Genomic DNA, 15,010 nt, shown 5'->3' on the forward strand with positions numbered 1-15,010 from the left:
TGCGGGTGCGGGTGCGGGTGCGGGTGCGGGTGCGGGTGCGGGTGCGGGTGCGGGTGCGGGTGCGGGTGCGGGTGCGGGTGCGGGTGCGGGTGCGGGTGCGGCACACCCGCACTGGTCCTACGCTGCTGCTTGCGGCCTATTCTCCAAAAAAAGAGCCGCGAGTTTTTACGCTCGCGGCTCTTTTGCATACATCGCCTCGCTTCAGCAGCGGGGCGGTTCCAGCGCTTACAACTGCGCTTCGACCCAGCCCTTCACGCCTGCCAGCGCCGCCGGCAGATTGGCCGGGTCGGTGCCGCCAGCCTGCGCCATGTCGGGACGGCCACCGCCTTTACCACCCACCTGCTGCGCCACGAAGTTGACCAATTCGCCGGCCTTGACCTTCTTGCTCGCGTCCGGCGTCACACCGGCGATCAGGCTGACCTTGCCGCCTTCCACCGAAGCCAGCACGATGGCCGCGCTCTTCAGCTTGTCCTTCAGCTTGTCGACGGTTTCGCGCAACGTCTTCACGTCCGCACCGTCGAGCATAGCCGCCAGCACGTGAACGCCCGCGACTTCGATCGCCTGGCCGGCCAGTTCGTCGCCCTGGCTCGAAGCCATCTTCGACTTGAGCGCGCCGAGTTCCTTCTCCAGCGCTTTTACCTGATCCTGCACCTGCACGATCCGCTGCGTGAGCTCCGACGGTTGCGCCTTCAGCGCGGCAGCCGCCGCGTTGATGCGCGAATCGAGCTCCTGCACGTAGCGCACGGCGTTGTCGCCGGTGATCGCTTCCACCCGCCGGATACCAGCCGCCACGCCGCCTTCCATCACGATCTTGAACAAGCCGATATCGCCCGTGCGGCGCACGTGCGTACCGCCGCACAACTCACGCGAGAAGCCGAGGTCCAGTACGCGTACTTCGTCGCCGTACTTTTCGCCGAACAGCGCCATTGCGCCGCCCTTCACCGCTTCGTCGAACGGCATGACGCGCACGATGCCCGGTGCGTTCGCCAGCACTTCCGCGTTCACAATGGCTTCGACCTGACGGATCTGCTCGTCGGTCATGGGCGCGTTGTGGGCGAAGTCGAAACGGGTCTTGTCCGGGTCCACGAGCGAGCCCTTCTGCTGCACGTGGCCGCCGAGGACTTCACGCAGCGCCTTGTGCATCAGGTGAGTGACCGAGTGGTTGCGCTCGGTGCGGGCACGACGCACGGCGTCGATTTCCGCCTTCACGACGTCGCCGACTTTCAGCGTGCCCTGTCCGAGCGTGCCGTGATGGCCGACTACATCGGCTTGCACCTTGAGCGTGTCTGCCACCTCGAAACGCACGCTCGCATTGGCGAGCAGGCCCGCGTCGCCAACCTGGCCACCGGATTCCGCGTAGAACGGCGTGTGATCCAGCACCACCACTGCCTGCTGGCCCGGCGTCACTTCCTTGACCGACGCGCCATCCACGTACAGGGCGATCACCTTGGCGTCGTCGAAGACGATTTCTTCGTAGCCGTGGAACGTGGTCTTCGCGCCCGAATATTCGAGGCCTTGCGCCATCTTGAACTTGCCGGCCGCGCGCGCCTGGTCGCGCTGACGCGCCATGGCTTCGTCGAAAGCGGCTTCGTCGACCGTCACTTCGCGTTCGCGGCACACGTCCGCCGTGAGATCCAGCGGGAAACCATAGGTGTCGTGCAGCTTGAACGCCAGTTCCCCGTCGAGCGTCTTGCCGCCTTTCGCGTCGAGATCCGCCAGCGCGCCTTCGAGGATCGACATGCCGTGCTCGATGGTCTCGAAAAAGCGTTCTTCTTCCTGACGCAGCACGTCGGTCACGCGTTGTTCGGCTTCCTTCAATTCCGGGTAAGCCCCGCCCATCTGCGCGACCAGGTCGGACACCAGACGATGGAAGAACGAACCCTTCTTGCCCAGCTTGTAGCCGTGACGGATCGCCCGGCGCACGATGCGGCGCAGCACGTAACCGCGGCCTTCATTGCCCGGAATCACGCCGTCGACGATCAGGAACGAGCACGCACGGATGTGGTCGGCGATCACCTTCAGCGAGTTGTTGGTCAGATCGGCCACGCCGGTTTCACGGCCAGCCGCATTGATCAGCGCCTGGAACAGGTCGATCTCGTAGTTGCTGTGCACGTGCTGCAGCACGGCTGCGATCCGCTCGAGGCCCATGCCGGTGTCGACACACTGCTTGGGCAGCGGCGTCATGTTGCCCTGCGCGTCGCGGCTGAACTGCATGAACACGAGATTCCAGATCTCGATGTAGCGGTCGCCGTCTTCCTCAGGCGATCCCGGCGGGCCGCCCCACACTTCCGGACCATGGTCGTAGAAGATTTCCGAGCACGGGCCGCACGGGCCGACGTCGGCCATCTGCCAGAAGTTGTCCGACGCGTAGCGCGCGCCTTTGTTGTCGCCAATGCGGATGATGCGCTCGACCGGCACGCCGACTTCCTTGGCCCAGATATCGTGCGCCTCGTCGTCTTCGTGATAGACCGTGACCCACAGCTTGTCTTTCGGCAACTGGTACACGCCCGTCAGTAGTTCCCAGGCGTAGTGAATCGCGTCGCGCTTGAAGTAGTCGCCGAACGAGAAATTGCCCAGCATCTCGAAGAACGTGTGGTGACGTGCCGTGTAGCCGACGTTCTCCAGATCGTTGTGCTTGCCGCCGGCACGCACGCTGCGCTGCGAGGTCGTGGCGCGCGAGTAAGGACGCGACTCCGTGCCGAGGAACACATCTTTGAACTGCACCATCCCCGAATTGGTGAAGAGCAGCGTGGGGTCGTTGCCGGGCACGAGGCTCGACGAGCGAACGATCGTGTGGCCCTTCGATTCGAAGAACTTGAGGAATTTGTCGCGGATTTCGGCGGCTTTCATAGCGTACTGGGGGACGGTGCTGACAGGATCTGGCGACATGCGGGATGAACCCGCGCTGCGCCAACCGAATAGGGCTTAAACGACTGATTATACGGGATCGGAGCCCTTCCGCGACGGTGCGCGGCACCTGGCGGGCGGGATTGGCCATCTGGCCAGGTGCAGGATGAAACTGCGGCGTTCGGCGGCATGTCATTCCGCCTATGCCGTCCGGCCGAATGGGCCGGCACGCGGGAATCGCTTAAGATTCTGCACATCGACGCTGCGACGGTATAGGCATCATCGCCAGATCACACTGCGTGGCGTGCCGGCGTCGCAGCCGGGCCAATCAGGAGACAACGAAACCATATGGGCGCTCTCAGTCATATCCGCGTGCTGGATCTCACCCGCGTGCTCGCCGGTCCGTGGTGCGCACAGACGCTCGCCGACTTCGGCGCGGACGTCATCAAGGTCGAACGCCCGGAAGTCGGCGACGACACGCGCCATTGGGGTCCTCCGTACCTGAAGACGCCGGATGGCGCAGACACGCACGAAGCGGCCTACTACCTCGCGGCGAACCGCAACAAGCGCTCGGTGACCGTGGATATCGCCACGCCCGAGGGGCAGCGCATCGTGCGCGAACTGGCCGCGCACAGCGACGTGGTGCTGGAGAACTACAAGGTTGGCCAGTTGAAGAAGTACGGGCTCGACTACGCATCGCTGAAAGAGGTCAAGCCGGACATCGTCTATTGCTCGGTGACCGGCTTCGGCCAGACCGGGCCCTACGCGCAGCGGGCGGGTTACGACTTCATCGTGCAGGGCATCGGCGGTTTCATGAGCATCACCGGCGAGCGCGACGGCCAACCGGGTGGCGGTCCGCAAAAAGCCGGCGTGGCGATCGCGGACCTGATGACCGGCATGTATTCGACGGTCGCGGTGCTCACCGCCCTCACCCACCGCGACCGCACGGGCGAAGGCCAATACATCGACATGGCGCTGCTCGACGTACAGGTCGCGATGCTGGCGAACATGAACTCCAACTTCCTCGCCAGTGGCCGGCCGCCCGTGCGTTGGGGCAATGCGCACCCCAACATCGTGCCGTATCAGACTTTCCAGACGAGTGACGGCTGGATCATCGTCGCGGTGGGCAACGACGGGCAGTTCCGTAAATTCGTCGAAGCCGGCGGGCGGCCCGAACTCGCCGACGACGAGCGCTTCGCCACCAATCCGGAGCGCGTGCGCAATCGCGACACGCTGGTGCCGATTCTTGTGGAAATGGTCCGCACGCTTGGCAAGCAGCAATGGATTGCCGCGCTCGAAGCCGCCGGCGTGCCCTGCGGCCCGATCAACGATCTGGCGGAGGTGTTCGAGAACGAGCAGGTGGTGGCGCGCGGCATGCAGGTCGATCTGCCGCATCCGTCAGGCGGCACCGTGAAGCTGGTGCGCAATCCGATCAACATGAGCGGGACGCCGCCGCAGGCGCTCGCTCATCCGCCTACCCTTGGCGAGCACACGGACAGCGTCCTGCGCGACGTGCTGGGATACGACGACGAGCGGATTGCGCAGTTGCGCGGGCAATCGGTGATCTGAAGCGGGACGCCGGGCGGTCACGCCCGGCCCGGCTCTTCGAGCCGCGCTTCGGTCTGCTTTCCGGTCCGCTTACCCCCACTCAGCGACCCGCTTATCGACCCGCTCGTCCCCGCTCGTCAGCCCGCCTACCGCTGTCCGTCAACCCGTTCGCCCCCCGCCGCCCACCGTGCCCCGCGTGAGCGACGCCAGCCACTGCTGGCCCTCGGCCCAATCGCCGAGCCCGCTGTCGGCATTGATATGCCCGCGCGCGCCGATCTCCCGCCAGCGGCTACCCCACGCGGCAGCACATTCCTGCGAAAACGGGATGCCGCCATACGGATCGTCCGTACTGGCGACCACCACGCTGGGAAATGGCAACATGGCCAACGGCACGGGCGTAAATCCGCCTGCATCCTGCGGAAACGCTGCACCGGCCGGATCGGGCAGCGCTACCAGCAGCGCGCCCGTCACTTTCGCGAGACTCTCGGCACGGGCGTACTGAGCGGCCCAAAACGCCACCGTCAGACACCCCAGGCTGTGCGCTGCAAAAGCAATCGGTCCCGCCGACGCCCGCACCGCCGCATCGAGCGTGCGGCACCACGCGTCGCGCTCCGGATGAGCCCAATCTGCCATCTGCACGCGTTCAAAGTCCGTATGCAAGGCTTCCCAGCGCGTTTGCCAATGCCCCTCGCCCGAGTTCATATAACCCGGCAATACCAACACCTTCTGCTCGATCATCGCGTTTCCCCGTCGCCCTGTGATGGCCGCTCGCCGCTTACTGAAACACGCTTCCTACGCCCACCCCGCGCGGATCGGCTGCCGGTTGCGGCGTCGTGCCGTCGACCCGGATCAACTGCACGTCGCCGTTGAACGACTGCCCCTCCAGCGTGTAGCCCCGCGCCGTCAGCTGCTCGGCAAGCTCGCCCGTTACCGGATGATACGGCTCCCAGTAGATTGTCTTCTGCGGCAGCAACTGATGATGGAAGCGCATCGCCGCCAAAGCGTCGGCCGGCGACAGGCCGAAATCGTACATATCCGTCATCACCTGGAAAATCGTCGTGAAGATGCGCGAACCGCCCGGCGTGCCGATCGCGAGCGCCACCTTGCCGTCCTTGAGCAGGAGCGTCGGCGTCATCGACGACAACGGCCGCCGGCCCGGCGCAATCGTGTTCAGCTCATCGCCCGAACCGCCGCCCGTGCCGCTCACGCCGCTGGCGCCGGCGGGATTCACGGCACGCGGCGTGGTGACGAAGTCGTCCATCGCGTCGTTGAGCAGGAAACCGCCGCCGTCCACCACCACGCCCGAACCGAACGAGCCGTCCAGCGTATAGGTGTTCGAGACTGCGTTGCCCCATTTGTCGACCACCGAGAAGTGGGTCGTCTGCGGTTTTTCAGGCGCCGCGCCAGCGTCAGCGAGGCCCGCTTTGACCGGCGCTGCGCCCGGCGCCTCGTCAGGACTTACTTCGTCGGCACGCTGCGCGAGATAGCTGTCGTCGGTCAGTTTGTCGACCGGCACGGGCGTCGCATCCGGGTCGTCGAGGTATTGCTGGCGGTCGGCGAACACGCGGTCTTCGATTTGCGCGATCAGGTGGATATAGGGCGCGGAATTCAGATCGAGGCCGCCGAACGCCTGCTTCAGATCGGCCCTCATCTTGAGCATCTGGATCAGCCCGACGCCCCCCGAACTCGGCGGTGGCGCCGTGACGAGCTGGTAGCCGTTCCAGTCGGCGCAGAGCGGCTGACGCCACACCGCCTTGTATTGTTGCAGGTCCTGTCGGGTAACCAGCCCATGGCCGTACATCTGGCTCGCAATCAGATCCGCCGTGCGGCCTTCGTAGAATTCGCGTCCGCCATCGCCGGCGATACGTGTCAGCGTCTGCGCCAGCTCGGGCTGCTGGAAATTGACGCCCGCCTTCAGGTTCGAAAAGTACGCGCCGAAGCTGGTCTTGCCGGCGAAGCCGGGCGCCGCGGCGTCGCGCGTCTTCTGCAACTGCGCATCGACCTTGAAGCCATCGCTTGCATAGTGGATGGCGGGCGCGAGCACCTGCTTCCACTTCAGCTTGCCGAAGCGTCGCTGCGCCTGCCACAGGCCGTCGACCGTGCCCGGCACGCCCACCGCGCGAGCGCCCACCTCGCTCATGCCTGGAATGACCTTGCCCTTGTCGTCGACATACATGTCGCGAGTCGCCGACTGCGGCGCGCGTTCGAGGTAGTCGAGGAAATACGGTTTGCCGTCCACGTACAGCGTCATGAAACCGCCGCCGCCGAGATTGCCTGCATCGGGACGGGTTACGGCAAGCGTAAACGCAATCGCCACCGCGGCGTCCACCGCATTGCCGCCTTCGGCAAAGATCTGCTGCGCCGTATCGGCACTGTACTGATCCGGCACGGCCACCGCCGAGCCATCCAGAACCGGCTTCGGCGCGGAGGTTTTCGCCAGCGCCGTCTGGGCCGTCACGAGTCCCGCAGCGCAAGCGGCGCACAGCATGGCGGCCGTGCTCAGTTTTCGCGCGATGGGGATGGCCTTGCTCATGATGGATTCCTTTCAGACGGGTTTTCAGGTGCGGTCAGGCGGTCAGTACGGCGCCGCGACCGTCGCATCCTACGGGGGCCGCTCATGCGTCAACAAAGCGATTTACGTCCTGTTACAGCGTGCAACGGCGCCCGAAAAACCGCCAACCGTTGGCTGGACGCCGCACTCGGTCTGCCAGAAGGGGAGTCGTCAGGTAGAATTGACGGATAAGTGAGCGCACCACGCGCCCTCGACCGACCTTCTCCTTTCGCATGAATACCGAACGCAACGACGCGCCAGCGGCATCCAATTTCATTCGCAACATCATTGACGAAGACAACCGCTCCGGGAAGTGGGGCCAGCGCGTGGAAACACGCTTCCCGCCCGAGCCGAACGGCTATCTGCACATTGGCCATGCGAAGAGTATTTGCCTGAATTTCGGCGTGGCGGACAGTTATGGCGGCATCTGCCATTTGCGTTTCGACGACACCAACCCGGAAAAGGAAAGCGTCGAATACGTCGAGTCCATCATCGACGCCGTGAAATGGCTCGGCTTCGAATGGCAGAAGGACCATAACGAACATCTTTACTACGCAAGCAACTACTACGACAAGCTGTACGAGTTCGCCGAACTGCTGATCCAGCGCGGCAAGGCTTATGTCGACAGCCAGTCGGCCGAAGAAATGCGCGCCAATCGCGGCTCGGCGACGGAAGTGGGCACGCCCTCGCCGTTCCGCGAACGTTCGGCCGAGGAAAACCTCGATCTGTTCCGCCGCATGAAAGCCGGCGAGTTCAAGGAAGGCGAGCACGTGCTGCGCGCGAAGATCGACATGGCGTCGCCGAACTTCAACATGCGCGACCCGGTTATCTACCGAATCCGCTTTGCCCATCACTATCGCACTGGCGACACGTGGTGCGTGTATCCGATGTACGACTACACGCACTGCATTTCGGACGCGCTGGAAAACATCACGCATTCGCTGTGCACGCTGGAATTCGAAGACCACCGGCCGCTGTACGACTGGATCCTCAACGAACTGGCCGACGCCGGCATCTTCACCCGCCCGCTGCCGCAGCAAATCGAGTTTTCGCGCCTGAATCTCACGTACGCGATCACCAGCAAGCGCAAGCTGCTGCAACTCGTCACCGAAGGCCATGTGGATGGCTGGGACGACCCGCGCATGCCCACCATCGTCGGCGTGCGTCGTCGTGGCTTTACGCCGGAGGCGATCCGGCTGTTCTGCGAGCGCATCGGCGTGACGAAGGTCGACTCGTGGATCGACATGAGCGTGTTCGAAGGCGCGCTGCGCGACGACCTCGACGACAAGGCGCCGCGCACGGCCGCCGTGCTCGATCCGGTCAAGCTGATCATCGACAACTTCCCGGAAGGCGTCACGGAGGAGTGCAACGCGCCGGTACATCCGCATCATCCGGAGCACGGCACGCGCCTTTTCCCGATCTCGCGCGAACTGTGGATCGAACGCGACGACTTCACCGAGACGCCGCCCAAAGGTTACTTCCGTCTGTTCCCGGGCAACAAGGTGCGTCTGCGCTATGGCTACGTCATCGAATGCATTGGTGCGGATAAGGACGAGAACGGTAACGTGACCGCCGTCCACTGCAACTACTTCCCGGACAGCAGGTCTGGCACCGAAGGCGCGAACAACTACAAGGTCAAGGGCAACATCCATTGGGTCAGCGCCGTGGGTGCCGTGCCGGCCGAAGTGCGGATCTACGACCGTCTGTTCAAGGAACCGCAGCCCGACGCAGGCGGCCGCGATTATCTCGAGGCCCTCAATCCGGATTCGAAGCGCGTGGTGCAAGCCTATCTTGAACCGGGCGCACGCGACGCGCTGCCGGAGCAACGCTATCAGTTCGAACGGCATGGTTACTTCGTCGCCGATCGCGTCGATTCCAGGCCGGGCAAGCCCGTATTCAATCGCATCGTCACTTTGCGCGACAGTTGGGGCAAGCCAGCGTAAGCTGGATCTGCCGGCGGTGCGGCTGAGGCCAGCCGTACCGCGCTTTGGCCGGACCGCTTGAGGGTCCGCGATTTCCAAGAGGCCTGGTCCGTGCGTCGCACAACGGCCCAGTCAGAGTGACGGTGTGCGCACCGCTCCGGGAGAAACGATGATGTTTGCAGCCCGCCGTCCGTCACGCATGCGCTCCGCGCTGGTCGCGCTGGCTACGGCATGGCTAGCATGCTCCGCCCACGCGCAGGAACTGACCGGCACACTCAAGAAAGTCCACGACGACGGGATCGTACTCATCGGCGTGCGCGAAGCCTCCATTCCGTTCTCTTATTTCGACGGCCACTCCACGGTGGGCTATTCGCAAACGATCGCCCTCGCGATCGTCGACCAACTCAGGAAGACGCTCGGCCTGCCGGAACTCAAGGTACGCGAAGTTGCCGTGACGTCGTCGAATCGCATCCCGATGCTGCAGAACAGCCAGATCGATCTGGAATGCGGCTCGACTACCCATACCCATGAACGCGAAAGCGAAGCGGCGTTCTCCGACAGCTTCTTCCAGTACGCGGTACGAATGATCGTACGCCGCACCAGCGGTATCAGCGATTTTCCGGATTTGGCCGGCAAGGCCGTGGTGACCACAGCAGGCACATCCGATGAGCGGCTGCTGCGTGAGCTGAATGTGGACAAGCATCTCAACATGCGCATTACCAGCGTGCGCGATCACTCAGACGCATTTGCCGCGCTCAAGGACGATCGCGCGGTGGCCTTCGTGATGGACGAGCCGATCATCTACGGCTTCAAGGCCACCGATCCGCACCCGGACGACTTCCTGATCACGGGGACACCGCTCGGCTACGAGGTCTACGCCTGCATGTTCCGCAAAGGCGATGCGCCGATGCGCGAGCTGGTGAATGGCGTGATTGAGCGGATGCAGACGTCCGGCGACGCGGAGCGTCTCTACGGCGTATGGTTTACGCAACCCATTCCGCCTCACGGGATCAATCTCAATTTCCCGCTGTCGGCGGCGATGCGCGCGTTGTTCGCCCATCCGAACGATCGCGCGCTCGACTGAGTGCACGTCACGCCTTCGCCCGGCTTCCCGCCGCGCCCGCACTCACATGTTGCGATGCAGTTCAGCTAGCGACAACGTGGTCTGGAACAGCCGCGTCAGACTGCGACTCGCATAGCGTTCGACCTCCTCCGGCGCGACCCAGCGATACCCATCCATTTCGGGAATCAGCGTGCCGTCCGAGCGACGCGGAAACATCGACGTGCAGACGCAATCCTTCAGATCCAGCTCGTCGTCATGCGCACGTGCGGCGAACAGATGCAGGTCCTTGTCACGCCGGTAGACGAACAGGCCGAGGTCCTTGAGACGCTCGGCCGCGATCACGATGCCGGTCTCCTCGACCATCTCGCGCAGCGCCGTGACGTGCGGCGCCTCGCCCTCCTCGCCATGTCCTTTCGGAATATCCCAATGCGACGTCTCAGTGGCGTGCGCGAGCAACACGCGGCCGTGCGGATCGAGCAGCACCACACCGCAGGAGACGACGCGCGCGCTCAATTCTTCTTCTGAAGTTGCCACACGCCGCTGCCTGCGCGGCAGAATTGCGGGCGCAATGTCATTGACTGCCCTTTGGCGTTCAACACCACGGTCGTGTCGCGACAGGTACGATCGCCGTCCTTCGCGGTGCTAAGCGGGGTGATGGTTGCGTCGATGTGCACGCTGTTGCCCGTGCCGTCGTTGACCCAGGTGGCGGCCTCGCCGTCCTGTTTGGAATCGAGCGCGCTGAACACCGCTTTCTTCACCGACGCAATGTCGCGCTCTTTCATGTAAGCGATAGGCGTGTCGCTGAGAAAGCCGAGGTTCGCTGCCTCAGCGCCAACCGTTGCAGCCAGCAGCAATCCGCCTAGGGTGACTTGGAACAGGACACGGGTTCGCGTCGACATTGAATATTCTCCTCGAGAGATCGTCCGGTCGGTCACGAAGCCGTTCGTGATCTGGGCCTGAAAAGAATAGCATGACGCCCGTGTGCGAGTGGGCCGGCGCGTCACCTTAAGGGGGTTTTCAGACTCGTCTCATATTCATGGCCGGCAGGGATTCATAAGATTGACGGTCAGCGCAAATCCTTTGCGCGCCTTACTGTCAGCCGCTCCCATGGAATTCTCGTTCGCTCTCAAATTCTTCTCGTTCATGCTTGCGCTCTTTTGCATCGCGCTCGTGCCTTTCTTCGTGCGGCGCGACCCGGCGCCGGTACCGAGCATCATCAGCCTCGAGGCGCTACCGCGCCCAAATTGGCCGAGCCTCTTCACTCGTGCGGGTACCGTCACTCTGCTCGCCTCGTTTGTGCTGCTGATCGGCGGTTGCTATCTGCTGATCAGCGGCTGATTGCCGAAGCAACCTGGCAGCACGCTGGATCCCACCCAGGCGGCTCGCTGCACCGCCTCTCCGTTCCCGAACTGTATCTTTCCGCTGTTGCACGTCTCCCCTAGAATCACGCATGCCGCCACTCACTGGACTGCGCATGCTGCAACTACTTGGGAAAATCACGTCGATCAACGTCCGCAAGGTGCTTTGGACCTGCGCGGAGCTGCAACTGCCGTTTGAACAGGAAGACTGGGGATCCGGCTTCAGACCCACGAATACCCCCGACTTTCTCGCGCTCAACCCCAATGCCATGGTGCCCGTTATCAAGGACGGCGACTTCGTGCTGTGGGAATCCAATTCGATCATTCGCTATCTGGCGTCCCGCTACGACGGCGCGCGGCTTTATCCTGCCGATCCTCAAGCGCGAGCGCGCGTCGATCAGTGGATTGACTGGCAAGCCTCCGAACTGAACCGCGCGTGGAGCTACGCTTTCCTCGCGCTCGTCAGAAAGTTGCCGGATCATCAGGATGCCGAATCGATCCGCCTGTCCTCCGTCAATTGGGCGAGGCATATTGCAATTCTGGACAAACAGCTCGAAGCAACCGGGGCGTTTATCGCAGGACGCGATTTCTCGCTTGCGGATATCCCGATCGGCCTCTCGCTCAACCGCTGGTTCAGTACACCGCTCGCCCATCCGCACTTTCCCGCAGTTGCCGAGTATTTCGAGCGGCTGGTGGATCGGCCAGGCTTTCTTGCCCATTGCCGGAACGGCACGCCATAAAGACATCGCGCCGTGCCCGGGACGCTGCCTCGTCGGGCGCCAGAAACTGCGCGCTGGGCTCGTGAATTGCTATGCTCTGCGATTGTATCCTCGAGGTGCTGAGGAGCCTGAACGCGTCCTGCCAACCAGATTGTCGCCAAAATGAAACTTTCGTTGCCGCCTCACGGACGGCCCAACCGCGTGTATCCACCCGGGTCGCCCAGCATGCACGGCCTCGCGTCGGTGATTACCGGTGTCGTCGTGGTGTGCGGGCTCTATTTCGGCCGCGCCGTGCTGATCCCGATCACGCTGTCGGTGTTGCTCAGCTTTCTGCTCGCGCCGCTGGTGGCGGCGCTGCGGCGCCTGCGCATGGGGCAGTTGCCGTCGATCTTCATTGCGGTGTTCTTTGCGCTCGCCATCGTGCTGGGCGCGGGCGCGCTCATCACGGCGCAAATCGTCCAGCTGGCGGCCGATCTGCCGCAATATCAGGTCGCCATCGAACGTAAGATCGAGACCGTGCAGGAAAAGACCGTCGGCCGTGCCGATGTCCTGCTCGGCCGGGCCGCGCTGACGCTGCAGCGGGTCGCGCCGTCGCGCCCGGCGGCGCCGCGCAGTTTCGGCAAAGCGAGCCGCAACGCCCCGCCGGCACCCATGCCCGTCGAGGTGCATGAACCGGCGCTTACGCCGATGCAACTGGCGCAACGGGCGTTTTCGCCGGTCGTCGCACCGCTCGAGACGACCTTTATCGTGCTGGTGGTGACCATTTTTATCCTGCTGCAACGTGAGGATCTGCGCGACCGCCTGATCAGCCTGTTCGGCTCCCGCGATCTGCACCGCACCACCACGGCCATCAACGACGCCGCCAGCCGTCTGAGCCGCTACTTCGTCGCGCAACTGGGTCTAAACCTCAGCGTGGGCGCGGTGATCGCCGTCGGCCTCGCCGGCATCGGCGTGCCGGGCGCCCTGCTATTTGGTGTCGTCGCCGCGTTGTTGCGCTTCGTGCCGTACATCGGCATCTGGATTGCCGCGTTGCTCGCAACCTGCCTTGGCGCTGCCATTCAGCCGCAATGGACCATGGCCGTGTGGACGCTGGTCCTGTTCGTGGTCGTCGATCTGGTGGCCGGCCAGGTGGCCGAGCCGTACCTGTACGGCCGCCGCTCGGGCCTCTCCCCGCTTGCCGTCGTGGTGGCCGCCATTTTCTGGAGCTGGCTGTGGGGCCCGGTCGGGCTCGTGCTGTCGACTCCGCTGACGCTGTGCCTCGTCACGCTCGGCCGCTATGCGGACCGGCTCAACTTCCTCACCATCCTGCTCGGCGACCAGCCGGCCCTCACGCCCGCGCAGACGTTCTATCAACGGTTGCTGGCCGACGATCCACATGAAGCCATCGTGCAGGCGGACCGGCTGCTCGGTGAAATCTCGGTGGTCGATTACTACGATCAGGTGGCGCTCGAAGGCTTGCGACTCGCACGCAACGACGCGCTGCGCGGTGTGCTGACCTCCGAGCAACTACTGCGCTTCAACGAGTCGGTGGTCGATATCATCGAAAACCTCGAAACGGTGGAAGGTCTGCCGGACGGGATCGCGACGCCAGAGGCCGCCGAAGCCGCGCGTACCGACGGTCGCACCGAGCCGCATTACGACGGCGGCGACGCAAGCACGGACGCAAGCACTGACGCAAGCACTGACGCGAACGCGGACACGCAGCCGCACGCCGCGAGCGCCACCACGGTGCTGTGCATCTCCGGACGCGGCGCTTTCGACGAGGTCGCCGCGGCGATTGCCGTGCAGTTGCTGGGCCGGCAAAACATCACGACTGTCGCGACGACCTACGAGCAATTCCGCAGCACGCGCAGCGAAGCGCGAGAAGCCGGCAATGCGACGATCCTCTGCGTGGTCTCGCTGGATGCCGCCGAGTCGCCGCCGTATTTGCGCAACCTGCTCAGACGAATCCGCAATCAACCCAACCCGACGACGGTGATCGTCGGCTTCGGCGGCCAGTCGGAAGGCGTGATGGATGAGGCGACAGCGGGCAACGTGCGCAACGCCACGACGTTTCGTGACCTGGTGGAAGAGTGTCTGGCGGCTACCTTCGTGACTTCGCGTCCCGAACCGTCGCGGCAGGAGCACGTTCAAGGGGTGGCGCAAGGATCCGCGTGAGCGGTCCCTCACGCCGTTTTGCCGCCCCGGTACGGCGTGAGCGTTGCGCGGACGCCGCCGAACAACAGCCGAATAGCCGCCAAAGTCGCCGCCAAACAGCCGCTGAACAGCCACCAGACTGGCGCCGGTACAATACGCTTTGCACGTCCACTGAATCCGCAACCCTGCCATGCAGCATCTGAAATACCTCAGCGCGTATCCCGCCGCGCTACAGGACAAGGTTCGCCGGCTGATCGCCGAGGAGCAACTGGGCGCCTATCTGGCCGACAAATATCCGCGCAGCCATAGCGTGCAAACCGATCGCGCGCTCTATGCGTACGTCGCCGATCTCAAACGGAAGTTCCTGCGCAGCGCCCCCGCCATCGACAAGGTCATTTACGACAGCAAGCTCGACGTGCTGCGACATGCCTTGGGCCTCCACACGACCATCTCGCGGGTGCAGGGCGGCAAGCTGAAAACGAAGAAGGAGATCCGCATCGCCTCGCTGTTCAAGGAGGGCGCGCCCGAATTTCTGCAGATGATCGTCGTGCACGAGCTCGCGCATCTGAAGGAAAGCGATCACAACAAGGCGTTCTACCGGCTTTGCGAGTTCATGCAGCCCGGCTACCACCAGACCGAGTTCGACTTGCGGCTTTACCTGACGCATCGCGAGCTGACGCCGAAGGTGCGGGAAGCTTGAGCTTGGGGAAGCGCCCGAACGGCAGCGTCGATCGACGCCGTGCACGACCGGAGTTCGCAGCCGTTCAGTCTGCGGCGCGGAGTGGGTGGCCCGCCCTACACGATTCGAACGTGTGACCTACGGCTTAGAAGGCCGTTGCTCTATCCGTCTGAGCTAAGGGCGGAAC

The 15,010-nt window shown here is 63.8% G+C and carries 12 protein-coding genes and 1 tRNA gene; 7 read left to right on the top strand and 6 right to left on the bottom strand.

Annotated features, from left to right (window positions below; translation table 11 throughout):
• Positions 1-225: 225 nt before the first annotated feature.
• Positions 226-2,850, bottom strand: a complete 2,625-nt coding sequence (gene alaS / locus P3T43_RS14415; RefSeq protein WP_429281724.1) for an alanine--tRNA ligase — start codon at positions 2,848-2,850, stop codon at positions 226-228.
• Positions 2,851-3,195: 345 nt separating this feature from the next.
• Between alaS and P3T43_RS14420 the strand changes: the two genes are divergently transcribed.
• Positions 3,196-4,416 carry a CaiB/BaiF CoA transferase family protein gene (locus tag P3T43_RS14420; protein WP_429281725.1) on the top strand — a complete coding sequence of 407 codons (1,221 nt, stop codon included), beginning with the start codon at positions 3,196-3,198 and terminating at the stop codon, positions 4,414-4,416.
• A gap of 138 nt (positions 4,417-4,554) precedes the next feature.
• Here P3T43_RS14420 and P3T43_RS14425 read toward each other — a convergent pair whose 3' ends face one another.
• On the bottom strand, positions 4,555-5,133 hold the full coding sequence (locus tag P3T43_RS14425) for an RBBP9/YdeN family alpha/beta hydrolase (RefSeq protein ID WP_429281726.1): 579 nt from the start codon (positions 5,131-5,133) through the stop codon (positions 4,555-4,557).
• A 37-nt stretch (positions 5,134-5,170) separates the two neighbouring features.
• Complete coding sequence (gene ggt / locus P3T43_RS14430) at positions 5,171-6,883, bottom strand: gamma-glutamyltransferase (protein WP_429281921.1); 1,713 nt, start codon at positions 6,881-6,883, stop codon at positions 5,171-5,173.
• A 296-nt stretch (positions 6,884-7,179) separates the two neighbouring features.
• Between ggt and P3T43_RS14435 the strand changes: the two genes are divergently transcribed.
• Positions 7,180-8,889 carry a glutamine--tRNA ligase/YqeY domain fusion protein gene (locus P3T43_RS14435; protein WP_429281727.1) on the top strand — a complete coding sequence of 570 codons (1,710 nt, stop codon included), beginning with the start codon at positions 7,180-7,182 and terminating at the stop codon, positions 8,887-8,889.
• A 178-nt stretch (positions 8,890-9,067) separates the two neighbouring features.
• A complete protein-coding gene (locus P3T43_RS14440) occupies positions 9,068-9,952 on the top strand; it encodes a transporter substrate-binding domain-containing protein (RefSeq protein WP_429281922.1) in 885 nt (294 codons plus the stop codon).
• Positions 9,953-9,994: 42 nt separating this feature from the next.
• Here P3T43_RS14440 and P3T43_RS14445 read toward each other — a convergent pair whose 3' ends face one another.
• Together P3T43_RS14445 and P3T43_RS14450 are read right to left on the bottom strand one after the other, a co-directional pair.
• Positions 9,995-10,444, bottom strand: a complete 450-nt coding sequence (locus P3T43_RS14445) for an NUDIX hydrolase (RefSeq protein ID WP_429281923.1) — start codon at positions 10,442-10,444, stop codon at positions 9,995-9,997.
• The gene (locus tag P3T43_RS14450; RefSeq protein WP_429281924.1) at positions 10,441-10,830 is read right to left on the bottom strand and encodes an RT0821/Lpp0805 family surface protein; all 390 of its coding nucleotides are present in this window, start codon (positions 10,828-10,830) and stop codon (positions 10,441-10,443) included. Before P3T43_RS14450 ends, P3T43_RS14445 begins: the two co-directional genes overlap by 4 nt.
• 208 nt (positions 10,831-11,038) lie before the next feature.
• On the opposite strand from P3T43_RS14450, the gene P3T43_RS14455 reads away from it, so the two are divergent.
• The 4 genes from P3T43_RS14455 to P3T43_RS14470 all read left to right on the top strand — a co-directional run bounded on the left by P3T43_RS14455 (position 11,039) and on the right by P3T43_RS14470 (position 14,844).
• Positions 11,039-11,269 carry a hypothetical protein gene (locus tag P3T43_RS14455; protein WP_429281728.1) on the top strand — a complete coding sequence of 77 codons (231 nt, stop codon included), beginning with the start codon at positions 11,039-11,041 and terminating at the stop codon, positions 11,267-11,269.
• Positions 11,270-11,405: 136 nt separating this feature from the next.
• Positions 11,406-12,029 (top strand): glutathione S-transferase family protein, encoded by a 624-nt coding sequence (locus P3T43_RS14460; protein ID WP_429281925.1) that lies wholly within the window; start codon positions 11,406-11,408, stop codon positions 12,027-12,029.
• A gap of 141 nt (positions 12,030-12,170) precedes the next feature.
• Positions 12,171-14,165: an AI-2E family transporter gene (locus P3T43_RS14465; RefSeq protein WP_429281729.1), complete on the top strand. Its 1,995-nt coding sequence runs from the start codon at positions 12,171-12,173 to the stop codon at positions 14,163-14,165.
• A gap of 169 nt (positions 14,166-14,334) precedes the next feature.
• The gene (locus P3T43_RS14470; RefSeq protein WP_429281730.1) at positions 14,335-14,844 is read left to right on the top strand and encodes a YgjP-like metallopeptidase domain-containing protein; all 510 of its coding nucleotides are present in this window, start codon (positions 14,335-14,337) and stop codon (positions 14,842-14,844) included.
• 86 nt (positions 14,845-14,930) lie between these two features.
• Here the strand turns inward: P3T43_RS14470 and P3T43_RS14475 are convergent.
• Positions 14,931-15,007: transfer RNA gene (locus P3T43_RS14475), tRNA-Arg, on the bottom strand.
• Positions 15,008-15,010 lie beyond the last annotated feature (3 nt).

It is taken from the genome of Paraburkholderia sp. GAS41, from assembly GCF_050436545.1.
Classification (GTDB): Bacteria; Pseudomonadota; Gammaproteobacteria; order Burkholderiales; family Burkholderiaceae; genus Paraburkholderia.